The sequence below is a fragment of the Desulfobacterales bacterium genome, from assembly GCA_034003325.1.
Classification (GTDB): Bacteria; Desulfobacterota; Desulfobacteria; order Desulfobacterales; family JAFDDL01; genus JAVEYW01.
The window spans coordinates 254,231-273,682 of the sequence record JAVEYW010000005.1; the positions used below are offsets into that span (position 1 = coordinate 254,231).

Here is a 19,452-nt window from a genome sequence, read left to right on the forward strand (position 1 = left end):
CATGTGTCGTTTATTTGCCATTACCAGTGATGAGCCATTGTCGCCCATGGTTGCCATCGAATCGATGGAAGTCATGCGGGAAGGACACGACGGCTCCGGCGTGGGGTTGCTGCTCCGCGATTTGGGCGGTCCCTTTGAGGAGATGAAGGACGCACCGATTCTTTCCGGCATTTTCAGTGATACCGGGATAAAGCGACTTGATGCCTATATGATGGATTTAGGCTTTATGACCAAGTTCAGGCTGTCCATCAAGGTTCCAAAGACGCCTCCCCCGGGTACGCCCAAGCGGGATACCTATCTGGTGCGGGCTTATGAGTATCCGGAAGAATGGGAGGGGCTGACCCGGGAAGTGATATCGGACCGGTTGCTCGGCATTCGACTCAAATTGCGGGAGATGGGAGAGGAAAAGGACGATATGATCGTCTACTCCTTCTGGCCGGATGTGATCATGATCAAGGAGATCGGTGATCCGATGCAGGTGGCGCGCTACCTGAATTTTGACCGAAAAGAGCTCAAGGCACGCGTGATTCTGGCGCAAGGCCGTCAAAACACCAATTACGCCATCAACCTCTATGCCTGTCATCCGTTTTTTATTCAGGGCTTCGGGTCTATGACCAACGGCGAGAACACGGCGTTCATTCCCATTCGGGAGTATTTGAAATCCAGGGGATTTCACGGTTACTCGGGATACCAGTCCGATTCCGAGGTGTTTACCCATATTCTGCATTTCATGCAAACCAAACTAGATCTCGGCATCGAATTTTATAAGCATGTGATCACTCCCTTACAGGATGCGGACATCGCCGTACATGCGAATTCGAGCTTTTTAAGGCATCTCAAATACACCTGTCGGCCGCTGATTATCGACGGGCCCAATTGCGTGATCGGCAGCTTGCCGGACAACACCCTTTTCATGGTTCAGGACCGCAAAAAGCTCAGGCCCGGTGTGGTGGGCGGCCGCCCCGGATTGTATGCATTTTCATCAGAAATTTGCGGCCTGGACGCCGCGATTCCGAACCGGGATAAGAGCAAAGACTTTCAGCCCATGTATCTGGACACAGCGCTTGTGCGTCCGGACCGTAAGGAGGTTACCCTATGTACCCAAAGCGCGCCGTTACCCCTTCCACACTGAGTGTAAAGGATTTGCCCTGGCAGGTTCTCTGGGACAAGGACAAGTGCACCCTGTGCGGGCAGTGTACGGCTGTTTGTCCTGTAAACGCGATCGAGCTGGGCGTGTTTCGCAAACGGGAAGTCCTTACCGGCCTTAATATTTCAACGACGCCGGAAAACACCTTTCAAATCTGGTACGGCATTCGACAGAAGACGGACCCGGCCTATAAATGCGTCGGCTGCGCCATGTGCAACCTGGTTTGCCCCAACAACGCCATTACCCCGCTTCGTTCCGATGAAACGGATAAGCTGCGGTTTCATATCGACCGGGGCGGACAACCCAGGAGACGCGGCGGGCGACGCAACAGTGGTGAGAGTTTGTTGGATCGCATCAAATTCATCCGGATTTCCATGCTGACGGACCCGGCGCTGGATGCGGGCCGGCATGAATTTGAGCTGCGGACCCTGTTGGGCCGCATGCTGCCGCCCGAAGAGAATTTGCAGCACCTGAAGCAAAATGGCTGGATTCCGCCTGTGCGCGAGATCTATCCGCTGATTATCGGCGGAATGTCCTTTGGCGCTTTATCTCCAAATATGTGGGAGGGGCTTCAGATGGGGGTCGCCTACTTGAACGAGGAGATGGGCATGCCGGTCCGCATTTCAACCGGTGAAGGAGGATGCCCGCCCCGATTGCTGCGCTCACGGTTTTTAAAATATGTGATTTTGCAGATCGCCAGCGGGTATTTCGGATGGGATGAGATCATTCACGCCATTCCCCACATGAAGGAAGACCCTTGCGCGGTGGAGATTAAATATGGCCAGGGGGCAAAGCCGGGCGATGGCGGGCTTCTCATGTGGTATAAGGTCAATCAGCTCATCGCCGCCATTCGGGGGGTGCCGGCCGGAGTCAATCTGCCCAGTCCGCCCACGCACCAGACAAAATACTCCATCGAGGAGGCCGTGGCCAAGATGATTCAGTCCATGAGCATGGCTTGGGGGTTCAGGGTGCCTGTTTATCCTAAAATATCAGCCACCTCAACGACGAATGCCGTGCTCAATAATTTAAGCCGGAATCCCTATGCGGCGGGTCTTGCCATTGACGGCGAGGACGGCGGCACAGGGGCTGCCTATAATATCTCCATGAACCATATGGGCCACCCCATTGCCAGCAATATTCGGGATGCCTATTTGAACCTCGTGAAAATCGGTCGTCAGAATGAAATTCCCCTGTTCGCGGGCGGCGGTGTTGGAAAAACCGGCAATCTGGCGGCCAATGCGGCGGCGCTCATCATGCTGGGCGCTAGCGGAATTCAGACCGGAAAATATATCATGCAGGCAGCTGCGGGATGCCTGGGGTCTGAAAGCGACCGGTGCAATATTTGTAATATCGGCTTATGCCCGAAGGGAATTACTTCCCAGGATCCGAGACTTTACCGGCGCCTGGACGCAGAGGATGTGGCCCAGCGCGTGGTGGACGTATTTTTGAGCTTCGATATGGAGTTGCGGAAAATTTTCGCGCCGCTTGGGCGTTCCACCTCGCTTCCCATCGGAATGTCCGATGCGCTGGGGATTGATGACGCGGCGGCCGCTGAAAGGCTTTCAATCAAGTATGTCGTGTAAAACAAGCTGAAAGTTGGACGTCGGGAACTTGCGAGATAGGGAAAAACATGATGAATGACAAATCATATCACATTATATTGGGCAACGTGAGGGGCAACCGCCTCAGCACCCGGGTTCTTGAAGAGCAGATTCAAATGGCGGTGTCCATGGGGTATCGCCAGATTGAGGTGCGGGCCTACGGCCAGCACGGCATCGGCGGACGCCTCTGGAAAGCCGGGGATGAGAAGATTCACATTCGAATCACCGGGCACTCCGGACAACGGGTGGGCTCCTTTGGGTATGCCAACACCCGCATTGAAGTCATGGGACCTGCCTCTGATGATATCGGGTGGCTCAATGCGGGCGCCCAAATTGTGGTGCACGGCCATGCTGCCAACGGCACAGCCAATGCTATGGCCCAGGGCAAGGTCTATGTCGCCGGCAATATTGGTTCAAGAGGCATGACCATGACCAAGCAAAACCCGCGTTTTGATCCGCCCGAGCTTTGGGTGCTCGGATCTGCGGGCGATTATTTCGGGGAATTCATGGCCGGCGGGATAGCCGTTATTTGTGGCTATAACCCGCAGACGCCGAAAAATGTGTTGGGTCATCGTCCCCTGGTGGGTATGGTGGGTGGAAAGGTGTTTTTTCGGGGACCGCATGCCGGTTTCAGCCGGCAGGACGCCAAACTGGTTCCGATCGATGCGGCCGATTGGGCATGGTTGACGGAAAACCTGAAGGTCTATCTGGAACATATTCACCGAACCGAGTTATTGGACACCTTATCGGATGCCAAAGAATGGCAATTGCTGGTTGTTAGATCCCCTCAGGAGAAAATCGGCGGCACGCAGCGGGCCATGCATGACTTCAGAAAAAATGTCTGGGACAAGGAGCTGGGAGAAGGGGGCTTGATCGGAGATTTGACCAAGATTGACCGAAGCCCGGTTCCGCTGATTGTAATGGGTGAGTTACGACGCTTCGTACCCGTTTGGGAAAACCGGAAATACCTGGCGCCGTGTGAGGCATCGTGCCCTACCGGCATGCCGGTGCATGAACGATGGCGGCTGGTCCGTGAAGGCCGGGTGGATGAGGCCGTGGATTTGGCGCTGGCGTATACGCCGTTTCCCGCTACGGTGTGCGGCTATTTATGCCCCAACCCCTGCATGAGCGCCTGCACCCGTTCCAGCAGCTCCATGGCATCGGTAGATGTCACCCAAATCGGAAAGGCCAGCATTCAGGCCAAAACACCGGCATTGCCCGCGCTTAAAGCCGGACGCATTGCGGTGATCGGCGGCGGCCCGGCCGGTATTTCCGTGGCATGGCAGCTTCGTCAACGCGGGTATGAAGCCGTGGTGTACGATATGACCGAAAAACTGGGCGGAAAGATCAGCGCGGTCATTCCCGAGAGCCGGATTCCGAAAGAGGTGGTGGCAGCAGAGCTGACCCGTGCAAGGGAAATCATCCCTCATGTTCACCTCCAGCAGGCGCTTCAAAAAGAGGATGTGGAGCGGCTTCGGAATGATTTTGACTTCATTGTCGTGGCTGTGGGCGCGCAAAAACCGCGCACGATTCCGATCCCGGGCGGTGAAAAAATGATCACGGCGCTGGATTTCCTCGGAAAAGCAAAACAAAATGCGGTAAAACCGGGAAAGCGGGTAATCATTATCGGCGCCGGTAATGTGGGCTGCGATGTGGCGACCGAGGCCGCGCGTCTCGGGGCCGCCGATATCACGCTGATCGATGTGCAGGAGCCGGCCTCTTTCGGAAAAGAACGGGATGAGGCCGAGAAAGTCGGTGCAAAATTCAGATGGCCCTGCTTTACCAAGGAAATAACGGATGCCGGCGTGGTCCTAAGAACCGGCGAAGTGTTGCCGGCCGATACGGTGATTATCTCCATCGGTGATCAGCCCCTGTTGGATTTTCTACCCGAAGCGGTTGCCGTTGAGCGTGGTTTTGTCACGGTAAACGATATCTATCGGACAACCGATGAGAAAATTTTCGCTATTGGCGATGCGGTAAAGCCCGGCCTGATCACGGACGCCATCGGCGCGGGCCGCAAAGCCGCGGGCGCCATCAGTGATCTGCTTTCCGGCAATGAACCCGCTAAAGAAACACGCCGAATGATCGATCGCAAGCGCGTGACACTCGAGTATTTTGATCCAAGGTTTCGGGAATTTGGCGATGTAACGCAGTGCGGCGCGCATTGCGCTTCCTGTGGCGCGTGCCGGGATTGCGGCATCTGCGTGCAGATTTGTCCGGAAACCGCGATTCGCCGAATGGAATTGCTCACGGGCGGGTATGAATATGTGGTTGATGAAACCCGGTGCATCGGATGCGGATTTTGCGCCGGTGCGTGTCCTTGCGGGGTATGGGATTTAGCGGAAGGGGCGCCGCTATCATAAAACAATGTTGCCGGCGCCTGTTTTTTTTGTAGAAAATAAGCGCCGGTTGTTATTTCCGCTTGATCGCGACACGTCCCGCATTCGTCTCGATAAACACGCCTTCGCCCTCATGGAATAACCGCTTGGAAAGCGTTACGAGGCTTTGACTCGTGAATTTGGCAATCTCATCGCCTAATTGCACATAGAGGTTGTCTTTCCGAATAAATAACTCTTTCGGGTTCAGAAGAATTTTTTTTTGGGTGTTTAAAACCGCGGTGATGTCGCCGTCGAGGATGAGATCAAAAACGAATAACGCCGTATCCTCGAAATTGAAATAGACTTTTTCTTCAAATTCGTCCGACTGTTGATAGACGTGGTAGCCGCCCGCATCTTTTCGAATAGCGGCGTGAAAATACCGGATGACTTTCTTGTGTTCGAACGGGCCGTGCTCGTTATGCCAGCAGCCGTTTTTATCCAGCCAGAATACGGCCTTTTCCCTTGGAACCGTTATTTTCTTCATATCGCCTTCTTTGCCGCTGCGGTTAAGGGCTTCACCCCCCACTTATTTTCGGACTGGAGGCTTTCTCAATATCGATAATTCGCACCCCTTCCAGATAATCCCGGCTCTCATATTTTGTGATTTGCATGATTTTTTTGGTGATTGACCCCATTCTCACCGTTTGTCGACGGATTTGTTCCAAGGCGTCGCGAATGCCCTTTTCTTTAATTTGGGCGGAATCGATCGCATCCACATAAAGCTGAATCACCTGAAGGGGTTGGTTCAACTCGTGGCACACCGCGCCGGCCATTTCTAGAACCCCGGCCAGCCGCTCTTTTTCCAGCAGGCTCTGTTTATACTTTTGTCGTGCCAGGACCGATTTAATTCTGGCCAGCAATTCCACCCGGTTGATGGGTTTTTTGATATAATCCGTGCCGCCACATTCAAAGGCGTCGTTAATCGTCTTGTTATCCGTCAACCCGGTGACGAAAATGATCGGAATTTCGCTGGAACGGGAGTCCTGTTTCACAATGCGGCAAACCTCCAGGCCGTTCATATCCGGCATGTCGATATCCAGCAAGATGAGGTTTGGGGTCAATGATTTTAAAATATCAAGGCATTCCAAGCTGTTATCTGTGATAACCGTTCGGTATTCTTCCTTGTCGAGCAGCGCTTGCATAATGCTCAGATTGGTCGCATTGTCATCAACAATTAATAATGTGTCTTTATCCGGGTCCATTCCGTATCCGGGTCCATTCCGTTTTAACGCTGCCAAATGCGGTTTAATCAACAAATTCCGTTCCAAACCATTGCTGAAACCGTGCCTGTTGAAACCGGCTGAAACCAAAAGGTTTCTCTTTGAATCCCTTTATTTGCATACTCCGATAGTCCGCTAAAAGCAAGGGGCATTCCCCGAAGAACGATATGCGAAATTCCCCATAGTTGCTCTTTCTGCTTAAACGATCAGCGCTACCGACGGCAGATAATGTTTTACACCATCGAGTGCCAGGTGAAACATTTTACTGCCGTAAAGAATGACAACGGCATTGTCCTTATTAACGCAAAGCTCGGCGAATAAGGGGCCGATGATGATGGTGGGATCGGTTGTTTCGGGGTGCGCCGTTAGGGCGGCAACCCAGGACCCTTTACCAGAAACATGCACGCCTTTGCGTGTATATTCGCCGAAGGTGAGAGATGGCTTTTATGCATCCCAGCATTCCAGCATTCCAGCATCCGGCTTTGCCGGATTAGGTTTGAAGGCGGTCTTGAAGAATGGAAAAATAATCAAAGGGGGCGTCAAAAGGCGCTTATACCCCTATTACTTTCTAAGCGTATTTTTTGCCAAAGTGCCCAGAAGAATACCGGAATCATTGGGCGTATCGATTTTAACGCGGCGAATGTTGATCACACCGGCGGATGAGAGCATATCGCTTAGCTGCGCCTGTGAATAGGCCCTGCCGGTTTCTGTGGCGCAAAGCATATTCAGAGAAAAAAGCGCTGGAAAAAGCGGGCCGTCCATGCGATTATTCATCATAAATTCGTGAATCATAATCATGCCGCCCGGTCGAAGAACGGAGACGACCTTTTGAATGATATTTTGGCAGTCCGCCGGCCCTTCTCCGTGCAAAATGTGCGAGAGCCATGCAGCATCATAGGTGCCGGGAATAGCCTCTTCAAGGAAGTTTCCTTCTATAAAGTCAATACGATCGGCCAACCCGAAGGATGCGATGGTTTTTTCAGCAAAAGGGCGGGTTGTGGGCAAGTCGACAATCGATGCTTTAAGCCCCTTGTTTTTTTTGCAAAAATGGATGGCATAGGTGCCCGGCCCACCGCCCAGGTCCAGCAAGTGCGCGCGACTGGACAGATCAATGGCTTCCGTGATTCGAGGGGCTATATTCATGGCCAGGTTGAACATGCCCATCAGAAAGCTTTCCCGCTTTTCATCCTGCGCGTGCCTGGACTGTATTTGAACCGGACCGCCCGTCAGGACGGCTTCGTCGAGCCGCTCCCAGATTTCCATCAGGTGATGGTGGTGCAGAATAATATGCCCGACGTACTGCGGGGATTTGCATGAAAGCCATGTGGCGGCAGCTTGCGTATTGGCATACCCGCTCGCGGATTTGTGCAGAAGCCCCATGGCGCAGAGGGCGTCCAACAACGTCGCGATGCCCCGCAGATCGCCGGATATTTCGCGAGCGACATCCTGCGCCGGCAGGGTGGTATTGTCCAGCACGGTAAACACGTTCAGCTTGACGCCGGTATGCAGGGTGCATATCTGCCAATATGTGCCGGCGGTTTCCAGAATGCGTCCGATGGCCCAGATGTTCTGACTCAACTTCCCCTCTTTTCTTACCCTAGAAAAACGGAAATAACATCGTTTCTGGCATTAATGTTTTGAATGGTGATGCGAATAAGATCCTCGGGCTTAAGATTGATGCCGCCGGACTGGGGCATAAAGCATTCAACCATGTACTCCGTCAACAGAATCGAATATCCGTCCTTGCGCTTGTTCAACACGATGGCCTCTTCTTTTTGCCCGGTTCTTTTTTCCAGATGCTTTAACAGCCAGTAGCGATTACGCCGGAATTGTAGCCTGGAGACGGCGCTCATGGGTTGCTCAAGTTTTTGCAACAGCTCTTCGATCTGTTTTTCCGTGTACGGCGCTTCCATGCCGAGGACGGCGCGAATCTGGCGTTGCGTGATCAGATCGAAGTACTTGCGGATGGGGCTGGTGGCCGTGACATAGGCGTCCAGCCCTAGCCCCGAATGGTTACCGGGCGAGCGGCCGAGCATGAACCGGCTTAAATGCTTCCGTTGCATCCAGTTCTGAAACAGCGTGCCCTCGCTTTGCTTGAAAAGCCGCTCCCTGGGCTCGGGCTGCGCCCTGAAAACCGCCGGCACGCCACGGGAGGAAAGGTATTTGGCCATGAGCCAATTGGCCAGAATCATGATTTCCGCCACCAGCATTCGGCCCGGGCTTTCACGGTTCACCTTGCTGACGTTGGGCGCGCCTGTCTCGTCTATCCAGATGTTGATTTCCGGCAGAGAAATTTGGACTGCCCCCTGCGAGAGCCTGAATGCTCTGAATTTCTGAGCGATACCGTAGAGCAGAGCGATCTCGCCGTCCTTTTCCGCCATATTGGCCGTATCATAATAGGTCAACTGCCGCTTGATGTTGATGACGCTGGGCACGATGTCATAGTCGAGCACTTTGCCCGAACGGTCCATTCTCACCAACAGGCTGATGGCGGGGCGTAACATACCCGCCATGAGGCTGCATAAATTCTCGGCCAATTCGGGCGGAACCATGGAAATCTTTTGATCCGGCATATAGATCGAGCTGCCGCGAAGCAGCGCTTCCCGGTCAATCGGGTCATCCTTTTTGACAAAATAACCCACATCGGCAATATGAACACCCAGCAGAAGGTGGTCTCCCTTATCCTGAATACTCAAGGCATCATCGAAATCGAGGGTAGCCTGTCCATCGATGGTCAGAAGCGGCAGATCCGTCAGATCGCGCCGGTTTCCATTCAGAAAAGCTTCGATGGATTGTTGGCCATATTTTCCGTAAAGCGCCACCGCGCTTTCCGCCACCGGCTCGGGGAATTCATCCGGGACTTTCAGTCGCAGCAGATCGATATTCTCGTTCTTTTTCCAGATGCCGAGCTTGACCAGGGCATGAAAAATGATTTCTTCATTTTTGACACCGGCCCGGGCCATCACGGCTTTGGCAAGCACAGGGTCATCGGATTCCTTTTCAAATAAATAATAGGATGTTAACAGCGATATGAGCGCTGTTTTATCCTCGGGCACCGGTCCGGGAATGGACTGCCGCTTATCCTCGATAACGCTTTTTAGCCAGTCGCCTCCCGCTTGAATGAGGGTATTTTTGCGTTCTTCCTCGGCGGCCCTGGCATTCATTTGTTTTACCTGTTCTTCGGTATAGGGGAAAAAACCGTCCTCGTTGAATTTAAAATAGGTTCGGTTCTGGAAAAAGGCACGCACGACGGCCGACTCCTGATCACTGGTCGGTGTATTGGGAAAACAAAAGGCGGTCATGGTAGATACATCTATCCATTCCTGTTCCGAGTTGAGCACCTCCCAGAGTTCCTTGATATCGACTCGATTGGTGAGTGCGTTGCGGCGAAGGGCGGTTTCTTTGAGCAGTTGTACCAATTTGGTCCTGCCCATGGCCGGGTCCAGACGTTGCTCGCACCGGTGCGCCAAACGGCTCGCGGAAAGGTTCACCTCCCGATCGGCCTCGGTGAGTAGCCGAAGCCGCGCGCTTTTCACCTCCAAAACGACGGCGCATATAATTTTCTGATGATCGATGAACTCGACGATGTTTCCTGATTCCATAACGGGCTTTCATAACAACCGCCCGGTTGAAAGTCAACGAAACGACTGCTTTGAAAGGAAAATTGGCGCCGCATAGGTTTGTTTTTCTCACCCCCTTTCCTGACTTCATTCCGTTTTTACAATAGGTTATCAATAAATTGGTTGTTTTCCATGTTGACACCTAAGGGGCATTTTTTTATAATTCACAAATTATTGTTTAAAATAGTGATGTTATCAGCTTGTTTGGTGGTTGTGCGATTGCCGGTCTGAAGTCGGCGGTATTTGATATGGGTAAGGCAAAAGAAATACGAATCCATTTATAGCAGGGGGAAGGATGAATAAAGCGGACTTTACGCGTAAGCTTTCCGTTAACGGGAAGTCGTACACGATATACGATATTAACCGGCTCGGTGAACAGGGAATTGCGGACGTGCGCCGTCTTCCCTATTCCATTAAGATACTGGTGGAAAATTTGCTTCGAAAGCTCGATGACAAAGTGGTGCTGGTGGAAGATCTGAAACAAATCGCGAATTGGCAAAAAACATATGCAGCGCCGGTGGAGATTCCCTACCACCCGGCCCGCGTGCTGATGCAGGATTTCACGGGGGTTCCGGCGGTGGTGGATCTTGCCGCCATGCGCGATGCTGTCAAAGCCCTCGGGGGGGATCCGAAGAAAATTAATCCCCTGGTGCCGGTAGAACTGATTGTGGACCACTCGGTGCAGGTGGATTATTTCGGTACGGCTGACGCGTTGAAAAAAAATGTGGAACTGGAGTATCAGCGAAATACGGAGCGATATCAGCTTCTCAAGTGGGCACAGAAAAGTTTTGATAATTTCAGGGTCGTTCCTCCCAATTCCGGCATTTGTCACCAGGTCAATCTGGAGCATTTGGGGCGGGTTATGATGACCGAAAAAGGGGCGGGCGGTGAGGTTGCTTTTCCCGACACGGTGGTGGGCACCGATTCCCATACTCCCATGATCAACGGTATCGGCGTGATGGGATGGGGGGTAGGCGGCATCGAGGCGGAAGCGGTGATGTTGGGTCAGCCCTATTACATGTCGATTCCCGAAGTGATCGGGGTGCGCCTGGTGGGCGCGCTTCAGGAAGGCGTGACCGCCACCGATCTGGTACTGACGATTACCGAAATGCTTCGCACGCATAACGTGGTGGAAAAGTTCGTGGAGTATTTCGGTCCCGGCATGAAGCATTTGACGGTCACCGATCGGGCTACCATCGCCAATATGACCCCGGAATATGGGGCCACCCTTGGGTTTTTCCCGGTGGATGAAAAAACCATCGCTTATCTGAGAGCCACCAACCGCGCTGAGGCGGCCGCCGTGACGGAGGCCGCCGCAAAGGCGCTGGGGCTTTTTTACACCGATGCGGTTGAGGCCGACTATTCAGTGGTGCTGGAACTTGACATCAGCACGGTCGCGCCTTCTGTGGCCGGCCCGGCCCGGCCCCAGGACCGCGTGCTTTTGAAGGATTTGAAATCGAGCGTGAATGATTTACTCGGCTGTTCTTATGAGCGCAATACGGACGTGACGCAAGCCTCCACCTTTCATGATGAATCCGGAAGCCTGACCACGCGGGCGGCCGAGTGCAGGCCGGCTGTCGGCAAGGCGGTACGCCTTCAGCTTTACGATAAGGAGGTTGAGATCGGAGACGCCAGCATTGTGATTGCCGCCATTACCTCCTGCACCAACACCTCCAATCCTTTTGTGATGCTGGGGGCGGGGCTGGTTGCCAAAAAGGCGGTGGCCAGGGGGCTGCGGGTACCCGCCTACGTGAAAACCTCTCTTGCGCCGGGCTCACGGGTGGTGGAGCGCTATCTGAAGGATGCGGGGTTGATCCCCTATCTGGATGCCCTCGGGTTTCATGTGGCGGGATTCGGGTGCATGACCTGCATCGGCAACAGTGGCCCGTTGCATCCACTCATCGATCAGGCGATTACGGACCATGGGTTGACCGTGGCGGCGGTGCTTTCCGGAAACCGGAACTTTGAGGCAAGGATTCATCAAAAAATCCGCGGGAATTATCTTGCCTCTCCGATGCTGGTGGTGGCCTTTGCCATTGCCGGTCGTATTGATGTGGACCTGACCACAGCACCGGTGGGGATTGATCCCAACGGGGAGCCGGTTTATCTGAAAGATATTTGGCCAAGTTCAACGGAGATCAACGCGCTCATTGCCAGGCATGTAAAGCCTGAGTTTTATGCCGATGAATACGCAGCTGTGTTCGATGGGGACGAGTTCTGGCGGACCCTGCCGGTAGCGAAGGGGGTCACCTATGCTTGGGAAGAATCATCCACCTATATTAAAAACCCGCCGTATTTTGAGGGCTTATCCAAAACCCCGATTCCGCCGACCAATGTGTCCGGCGCACGAGCATTGGCGACACTGGGGGACTCGGTCACCACGGATCATATTTCTCCGGCCGGTGCCATTCCCGAAAATTACCCCGCGGGCCTGTATCTGAAGGAACGCGGTGTGGCGCCGCCGGATTTTAACTCTTACGGCGCGCGCCGGGGTAATCATGAAGTGATGATGCGGGGCACTTTCGGCAACATTCGCATTAAAAACAAAATGGTTGGTGAAAAAGAGGGCAGTTTTACCATTAAATTTCCGGAGGCCGAACAAACCTATATTTACGATGCGGCCATGGCGTATAAGAAGGATCGTGTTCCGTTGGTTGTGTTGGGCGGAAAAGAATACGGCACCGGATCTTCGCGGGACTGGGCCGCCAAAGGGACGGATCTTCTCGGCATTCGGGCGGTGATTGCCGAATCCTATGAACGTATTCACCGCAGCAATCTGGTGGGCATGGGGGTTTTGCCGCTCATGTTTCAGCCGGGCGACAGTTGGCGGTCACTGGGCCTGGATGGTTCGGAAACCATTGATATTCAGGGGATTGACGGCATGATGCCCCGAAAGGTGCTCTCGGTCACGGCGACCAAGGCGGATGGCAAAGCCGTTTCCTTTGATGTAGTGGCCCGCCTGAACACCGATGTGGATGTGGCCTATTTCGAACACGGCGGTATTTTACCCTACGTGCTGAGGAAACTGATGGAAAACTGAAAAGATGAATCGCAACCCGGGGAGAGTGCGTGATCGGACCCAAGGAGGCTATTTTTCTGAGAATATTTTGGCTAGTATCTCAAAAATTCTGAGATATAAATTTCCGTTGCCGTTCCTGCGGGTATGATTTCCATCACGCTGGCGATCAGATAGCCTCTCAGGGCGAGGTAATCACCTGAATTCAGGAATTCTTCGGCTTCCGGTGTTTGAAGCGCCCACACCACGCGGTTGCGGATTTGGCTGTCGAGGTCAGCGACTTTTTGGCGGTAACTTTTTTTGACGCAATTGATATCCAGGGTCATCTTGATGAGATCCCCGGAACGCACCGATGAGATGACCGGGCCGATGCTGATGTAAGTGTCCGGTTTTGAATATTTATCCGATTTAAAGGAAGGAAGCGGTATCTTTATTTTTCCTTCCTGAATCCAAAATATCGCCGTCATCACGACCACGAAAACACATGCCCCGGCGGTGATCCATTGGGTTTTAGAAGAGGCCGTTTTGGTCGCAACGGGTGCATCGGGTTGTGGTGTCGGCCTGGCTTTGTGCGGTTTTTTGGGGGGGGGAGCCGTCGGCGGCTTGATCAAGCGCGAGACATCAACCTTGTCCAGTTCAAATCCGGAATCCGTGCTGTTGAGATTATTATCCTTATCCATAACCATGTTCTTTTGGGGTATTTTCAACACGCATAACATGTTTATGCGCTTGTATCAAAAGCAAATTCATTCTTGGTTACCGGCGCCCATGAAACCAGGCGACTTTGGTGGCTGTTTTAATCAGCGCCATATTCCCACGTTACCCCGATGTTATGATTTTAACATAATGCCATATATGACCCGATCGCCATGAGTAACGCCATTTCCGTGGGCCGCATGTTACAGCTCAGGACAGCCTTTATTACCTATAATATTTCAAGGCTTCGTGAACTTATCCGGTATTTACCGAAGAAAAAATTTGAACTATTTCAAAACATTCCTTTATGGATTCATGTGAATCTCACAAAAGTTCCCGGTTATGTCGATTCTCCGCAAACCCCTTGTGGCATATACCGATTTCACGGTTCAGGGTTTTGGCGACAGGCATCTCAACGACACAAGTTGTTTCCCCTGAAAAAAACATTCACTCGTTGTGCGCAGAATGACGTCATCATCGGTCTGTATCTGATGGGGTCTTCCGGCACCTTGGCGCAGACGGATAAATCGGACTTTGATTATTGGCTGGTGATCGATGACGAAGGTGCAACTGCTGAGCGCATGGCATTGTTTCAGAAAAAGCTGGACCGCATCAAAATCTGGAGCAAAGAACGATATGACCAGGAGGTGGGGTTCTTCGTGCTCAGCCTTTCGGATATTCGGGACAACAGGTTTGCAGCTGTGGATGAGGAAAGCTCGGGTTCGGCGCAGCGGACCTTCCTGAAAGAAGAGTTTTACCGGACTTTTATCATGATCGCCGGCAAGATTCCTTACTGGGCGGTGGTTCCTGCGAATATCAGTGACATCGAATACGATCAATGGATTCAATGCGCGAGGCAATCGCGAAGCCTTAAATTTATGCCGGAAGATTATGCGGATCTGGGTAATCTGGAAACCATCAGCCCCGAGGAGTGCCTGGGCGCTTTGCTTTGGCAGATGTTCAAGGCGCGCAAATATCCGGCCAAATCGCTCATAAAGGCGGCGCTGATTGCGCATAGTTATTTTTTTAGCCGAAAAAACGGACTGCTGTGCGATCGAATCAAAGCCCAGTTTGGCGGCAACGGATGCGGGGATCAAGGGATCGATCCGTATGCGGTGGTATTTGAAACCGCAATCGATCTTTTTCAAGCATTGGATGATGTGGAAGGGCTCGTGTTGATCAGAGAATGTGTTTTTCTTAAGCTCTCGGAGCCTTCCCGGTTCGACGGTCGCGAAAAAAATAGTCCGAAACTGCGTTTTCTGGCACAATATCAAGCCGAGTGGGCATGGGATAAGGATCAGACTGACCGGCTGACTCGCTTTCACGACTGGCCCGAATCAAATCGTCTGGCCTTTGAAGAAAGAGTTTTTAATAAGATCGGGTTTCTGTATAATCTTATTTTGCGAGCGCACGACGGAACGACTTCGACGCTTTCCATGGCTCCGTCCGACCTGATTACCCTCAAGAACAGGATTTCGGCTGCAATTACAAAGAAACCCGGCAAACTGCACCGCTGTTCGGCTTATCTTCAATCTCGTTTGGGAGGCTTAGTGTTCCAGGTGAGCGGGTATCTGAATGATAGGGGGCAAGAGGCCTGGTCGGTGTATCATCATGTGGGTGAACTGCGTCATGCCCGCCATGTGGTGTTTTCCGCTTCGGAATTACTCCGCGTTATAGGGTGGTTGCTGGCCAACGGATTCTATTCCCTTATGGGTTGTCTCCTTGAATATCAGACGTATCAACTGCCGATCAGCCCGCAAAGAATCAAACGCTTGGCTGATGACGTCTATCGGTTTTTTTGCAGCGCACCGGTTTCTCCAGCCGCCATGTTATCCATTCCGCAATGGGAAAAAATCGGCATTTTACTCCATCCATTGGCCGATGGCTCGGAGGGCCGTTTGTCCGGAGCTGATTTTCTCGCCGTAAACTCCTGGGGGGAGTTTTTTTTCGAATCCATTGCATTGGCACATATCGATGAAGCTGGCGCAATCTGTTATAAGATATCAGAATTTTTGTGGAATTTTTATAAAGGGACCGAGGGCGGAAAACCTTTCCATCAGGTTTTTCAGATGCGGGGAAATCTTGACATTCGCTTCCTTCACAGGATTGAATCGGGTTTGGCCGTGTTTAGGGATCGGGATATAGGCTCCTTGCGGCAAGGTACGGCCTTTTCAAAACCGGAAAGCGAAGAGAACGACGCACCATGGCTTGATTTGCTTTAGCCGGCGGCCTCACCTATACTGCAGACCCGGTCGTAAAACTCTGGCATTCGGTGGGGGATTTGTGATAGGAAGGCAGCTTCGATATGAAGCCCTTTACCAGAAACATGCACGCTTTTGCGTGTATATTCGCCGAAGGTGAAAGATGGCTTTTATGCATCCCAGCATCCGGCTTTGCCGGATTAGGGGGGCGTTATAAAAAGAAGCAACGATCGCGAAAGCAATGAAATCCGGATACTGAGGGCATGAAGAAACTCTCTTTTTTACTTGTGGATGATAATTCCTGGGCGCTTAAGGAGCTACAGGATGCCTTGAAATACTTTGGGTACCGCACCATTGAAGAGACGAGTCGCGCCGATGAGGCTTGGCGGATGCTTCGATTCCGGCGATATGACTGTATCATCGCGGAAATGGAAATGCCCGGCATGAGCGGGCTTGAATTGCTGAAAAAAACTCGGGAAGACGATCGGTTTTACAATATTCCCTTTTTCCTCACCAACTCGGCCTTTACCAAGGTGAAAGTCGTCATAGCCGGCCGGGAAGGAGCCACTGGCCTGATCGTCAAACCGTTTGATGTTCAAAATTTCAGACAAAAAATGGAAATGCTCAAGGTTGAACCGGCGGATGCGCCCGATCTGGTTGAGACTCGTCAAGCGCTGGAAGAAGGGCTCAAGTTGATCGAGCGGAATGATCATGCGGGTGCCCTGACGGTTTTTGAAAAGATGGTCGAAGCGGGAGAAAGCGCAGAAGTATATTATAATATCGGTTATATCAAAACCTCTCAGGGACAATACGGGGAGGCCATTGCCGCGTTCCGAAAGGCGACGCAACTGGACCGTCTTTTTGCCAAAGCCTATGAGGCAATGGGGCGAGCCTACCAGAAACTGGGGCGGAAACAGGATGCTGAAAAGGCGTTGCAAAAGGCGGCCGATATTTATATGACCAAAGAGAAAATGCAGGATGCCGAGGAGATTCTGACGGAAATTATGGAAATCAATCCGGATACGGTCAATGTTTATAATAGTCTGGGGGTGCTCTATCGAAAGAAGGGAGATTATTTAACCGCACTCAAACATTACCAGAAAGCATTGAAGATTCACCCCGATACGCCGCACATTTATTATAATATGGGCAGGCTTCATCTTGATTTGAATGATCCCGGAAAAGCAAAACGTTTTTTTGCCGATGCGGTTAAATTGGACCCCGGGTTTAAAGAGGCAAGGGAAGTGTTGGATGCTATCGAGCTGGGTGAATTTTAACCCATTGAGCCAGTTCCAGAACGCCCCATTATCTATTTGAATGGGGTAAGTCGCATTACCCACTCATTGGCGGCATCCGGGTCCGTGGTCCTGACTTCCTGAATCCGTGCATGATGACAGGTTTCTTTCAGGCGAAGCTGGGTGTGCAATCCGGTGATGAGTGTGCCGACATGAATCAGACCACTGGCGCTGACCACTGCGATGGCTTTCGTTGTTTTTGACAGCTCCCGAATGGATTGCTTTTCGGTTGTCAGTTCATCAATTTCTTCCTGTAATGTTGCCATGTCCGTTTCAAGAGCGGCAATTTGTGCTTCCGTTTTTTCCTGCTGATCAAATTGTGCGGTGAGCGTCTCCTCGGCCTCTTTCGCTTTTTGCGCAAGCTCTTGAATTTTTTTCTCCATTTCCACAACCGCCTCGGGCTGTGCCGCCGCTTTAAGTTTTTCCAGATTTGCCTGCATGTCGCGTCGCGCCACCATGGAGCGATCCTGTACCTGGGCCAGTTGGGTGATTTTCTGATGAAGCGTCTGCTCTTCGATATCCAGTGCAGCCATTTTTGATCTTAACTGCGCATGCCTCTCCTGGCGTCTGGCGATGGCGTTTTGAATTCCTTGAATTTCCTGCTCTATATGTGCATCCACGCCGGCTGATAGCCGGCAGGGCGTGGAGACATCCGTGCCGATATCCTGGGCGAAAATGCCTTGTTTGGCTGAAATGGTGGAGGCGAGGATTTTTCCGTTGGCGACACGGCAGGCGCCGCTGGTTTCAATGGTGGAATCCGTGATTTCCTTCAAGACGGAAATATCTCCAAAAGAGGCTATCTGGGCACTTTTAATGTATTTTGCTTCAATATTCCCCTGACTGTTGATGACGGCGCCGATAATGCCGCCGGTGACTTTGATGTTGCCGGTTGCCTTGATTTCGGCGCCCATGATTTCCTTGGCGGTGAGGTGGTGTGCATGAACGCGAAAGCCGGCCTGCACACAGCCCGTTACAACGATATTGCCGTCGAAATCGACATGTCCCGTTTTCAGGTCTACATCTCCGTCTATCCTCAGCTCGGTCAATACGCAGAGACGTCCGCCAAAGGTCATTTTCGGCTGCCCATTCGTCAATGCGATGAGTTTTAGGCCATCCTCGGATAATTTCGTGCCCGACCCCTGACGCAGCTTTACATCCACCGGTTTTGGTGCGGGGATTGACGCCCCATGGACATTTATCCCCGGTGCGCCGGGTGTTATGGGGGTTTTTTCGATCAGAAGATCTCCCTTCTTCACCCGAGGAACTTCCCCATGATCCCGATAATCAATTTTGCCGCCGGCTATCATTTTGCCGGCGGTTTTCCCGGCTTCAAAATGGTATTTCAGCACGGCATTCGTTCCGGGTGTCGGGGGCGTACCTCGAGCGACGATAAGGGAGTGTCCCTTGGGAGCATCGGTTTTTAAATACGTTTCAATATCACTATCCGACAGAATGCCGGTGGTTATGTTTCGGGCTTGAAGCAGACGATGGATGTGTTCAAGCGTGTTGGTCGCCGGTTTTCGACCGAATGGCTGCAAGGTGGCGGTCAGCAAATCCTGCGACACGATCACCTCAAAATCCCCTTTGCCCACCGGCGGTTCCTTAGTTTCAGGTCTGCCCGCCGGCTCATCCACCGTTGCTTTATCCGCTTTTGCAGCCGAGCCGGGTGTTGCCTCTTCGGTTTCAGTTAATGGTGATGCAGCGGCCGGGCCGAGTCGCCCTTGCTCCGCCAGCACGGCATCTCGCTGTTCCGCCGTAATTTTCCCGGATTCGATCAATATATCACTGATTTTTCGAATCGTTCGCATATTGGAAAAGGCGGTGGACTGAGCTTTAAGCGCTTCATCCGCATCTTTCCGCGTGATCAGTTTTCTGGCGACGGCGACAGCGCAATATCCCCTGGCCAGTTGACTGGCGTGCCAATATTTTTCCGCGAAATGAAGCAACGATAGCTGTTGTTCCGAAAGATACCCCTTTTCCAAGAAAACCGTCTCAAGGCGAATCTTGTTTTCATCAGAGGCGTGGGCCGCTTGATAAGCCAGTGCGGCCTCAAGCTGTTCTTGCTGAATAAGGCCGTATTTCAAGGCGAGTTTTCCGATGATCGGGTAGGTTTTCGGGGATTCTCCGGAAACGGCTTTAAAGTTCTGGCCGCATCGTTTGCACAATACCGCTTTGCTGATAAACCTTTCCGGAAGCTTGTAGACAGTACCGCAGTGGGGACATGCGGTCTTGGCCGTTTTGGTATCCGTCATGGTTGCCATTCTTATTTGCTGAAGAT

The 19,452-nt window shown here is 52.3% G+C and carries 13 protein-coding genes; 6 read left to right on the forward strand and 7 right to left on the reverse strand.

All coding sequences use genetic code 11. The annotated features are described in order from the left end of the window. Window position 1: 1 nt before the first annotated feature. Genes RBT11_07430 through RBT11_07440 form a run of 3 tightly spaced genes read left to right on the forward strand, consistent with a single transcriptional unit; the run spans window position 2 to window position 5,111 of the window. Entirely contained in the window at window positions 2–1,132 is a 1,131-nt protein-coding gene (locus tag RBT11_07430; GenBank protein ID MDX9786590.1) for a glutamate synthase, read from the forward strand. Continuing rightward, the gene (locus RBT11_07435) at window positions 1,096–2,730 is read left to right on the forward strand and encodes a glutamate synthase-related protein (protein ID MDX9786591.1); all 1,635 of its coding nucleotides are present in this window, start codon (window positions 1,096–1,098) and stop codon (window positions 2,728–2,730) included. The genes RBT11_07430 and RBT11_07435 overlap by 37 nt, the downstream gene beginning before the upstream one ends. 47 nt (window positions 2,731–2,777) lie before the next feature. Then, entirely contained in the window at window positions 2,778–5,111 is a 2,334-nt protein-coding gene (locus RBT11_07440) for an FAD-dependent oxidoreductase (GenBank protein ID MDX9786592.1), read from the forward strand. Window positions 5,112–5,160: 49 nt separating this feature from the next. On the opposite strand, the gene RBT11_07445 is transcribed toward RBT11_07440, so the two are convergent. From RBT11_07445 to RBT11_07465, 5 genes are all read right to left on the reverse strand, one after another. After that, a complete protein-coding gene (locus RBT11_07445; protein MDX9786593.1) occupies window positions 5,161–5,610 on the reverse strand; it encodes an MFS transporter permease in 450 nt (149 codons plus the stop codon). A gap of 31 nt (window positions 5,611–5,641) precedes the next feature. Then, complete coding sequence (locus RBT11_07450) at window positions 5,642–6,328, reverse strand: response regulator (GenBank protein MDX9786594.1); 687 nt, start codon at window positions 6,326–6,328, stop codon at window positions 5,642–5,644. Window positions 6,329–6,544: 216 nt separating this feature from the next. After that, complete coding sequence (locus RBT11_07455; protein ID MDX9786595.1) at window positions 6,545–6,751, reverse strand: hypothetical protein; 207 nt, start codon at window positions 6,749–6,751, stop codon at window positions 6,545–6,547. Between the two features lie 156 nt (window positions 6,752–6,907). Beyond that, entirely contained in the window at window positions 6,908–7,924 is a 1,017-nt protein-coding gene (locus RBT11_07460) for a methyltransferase (protein ID MDX9786596.1), read from the reverse strand. A gap of 14 nt (window positions 7,925–7,938) precedes the next feature. Continuing rightward, on the reverse strand, window positions 7,939–9,948 hold the full coding sequence (locus RBT11_07465) for an RNB domain-containing ribonuclease (protein ID MDX9786597.1): 2,010 nt from the start codon (window positions 9,946–9,948) through the stop codon (window positions 7,939–7,941). Between the two features lie 313 nt (window positions 9,949–10,261). On the opposite strand from RBT11_07465, the gene acnA reads away from it, so the two are divergent. Beyond that, window positions 10,262–13,006, forward strand: a complete 2,745-nt coding sequence (gene acnA, locus RBT11_07470) for an aconitate hydratase AcnA (protein ID MDX9786598.1) — start codon at window positions 10,262–10,264, stop codon at window positions 13,004–13,006. A 71-nt stretch (window positions 13,007–13,077) separates the two neighbouring features. On the opposite strand, the gene RBT11_07475 is transcribed toward acnA, so the two are convergent. Further along, the gene (locus tag RBT11_07475) at window positions 13,078–13,662 is read right to left on the reverse strand and encodes a hypothetical protein (protein ID MDX9786599.1); all 585 of its coding nucleotides are present in this window, start codon (window positions 13,660–13,662) and stop codon (window positions 13,078–13,080) included. 189 nt (window positions 13,663–13,851) lie between these two features. Here RBT11_07475 and RBT11_07480 point away from each other — a divergent pair, with 189 nt between their 5' ends. Together RBT11_07480 and RBT11_07485 are read left to right on the forward strand one after the other, a co-directional pair. Further along, window positions 13,852–15,900 (forward strand): class I adenylate cyclase, encoded by a 2,049-nt coding sequence (locus tag RBT11_07480; GenBank protein MDX9786600.1) that lies wholly within the window; start codon window positions 13,852–13,854, stop codon window positions 15,898–15,900. 242 nt (window positions 15,901–16,142) lie between these two features. Beyond that, complete coding sequence (locus RBT11_07485) at window positions 16,143–17,156, forward strand: tetratricopeptide repeat protein (protein ID MDX9786601.1); 1,014 nt, start codon at window positions 16,143–16,145, stop codon at window positions 17,154–17,156. 32 nt (window positions 17,157–17,188) lie between these two features. On the opposite strand, the gene RBT11_07490 is transcribed toward RBT11_07485, so the two are convergent. Continuing rightward, a complete protein-coding gene (locus RBT11_07490) occupies window positions 17,189–19,426 on the reverse strand; it encodes a FapA family protein (GenBank protein ID MDX9786602.1) in 2,238 nt (745 codons plus the stop codon). Window positions 19,427–19,452: the final 26 nt, after the last annotated feature.

What these genes read in the sequence shown, in the direction of transcription:
- RBT11_07490 (MDX9786602.1), bottom strand. Translation starts at nt 19,426, where the DNA reads ATGACGGATACCAAAACGGCCAAGACCGCATGTCCCCACTGCGGTACT.
- acnA (MDX9786598.1), top strand. Translation starts at nt 10,262, where the DNA reads ATGAATAAAGCGGACTTTACGCGTAAGCTTTCCGTTAACGGGAAGTCG.
- RBT11_07480 (MDX9786600.1), top strand. Translation starts at nt 13,852, where the DNA reads ATGAGTAACGCCATTTCCGTGGGCCGCATGTTACAGCTCAGGACAGCC.
- RBT11_07435 (MDX9786591.1), top strand. Translation starts at nt 1,096, where the DNA reads ATGTACCCAAAGCGCGCCGTTACCCCTTCCACACTGAGTGTAAAGGAT.
- RBT11_07450 (MDX9786594.1), bottom strand. Translation starts at nt 6,328, where the DNA reads ATGGACCCGGATAAAGACACATTATTAATTGTTGATGACAATGCGACC.
- RBT11_07430 (MDX9786590.1), top strand. Translation starts at nt 2, where the DNA reads ATGTGTCGTTTATTTGCCATTACCAGTGATGAGCCATTGTCGCCCATG.
- RBT11_07445 (MDX9786593.1), bottom strand. Translation starts at nt 5,610, where the DNA reads ATGAAGAAAATAACGGTTCCAAGGGAAAAGGCCGTATTCTGGCTGGAT.
- RBT11_07465 (MDX9786597.1), bottom strand. Translation starts at nt 9,948, where the DNA reads ATGGAATCAGGAAACATCGTCGAGTTCATCGATCATCAGAAAATTATA.
- RBT11_07475 (MDX9786599.1), bottom strand. Translation starts at nt 13,662, where the DNA reads ATGGATAAGGATAATAATCTCAACAGCACGGATTCCGGATTTGAACTG.
- RBT11_07440 (MDX9786592.1), top strand. Translation starts at nt 2,778, where the DNA reads ATGATGAATGACAAATCATATCACATTATATTGGGCAACGTGAGGGGC.
- RBT11_07485 (MDX9786601.1), top strand. Translation starts at nt 16,143, where the DNA reads ATGAAGAAACTCTCTTTTTTACTTGTGGATGATAATTCCTGGGCGCTT.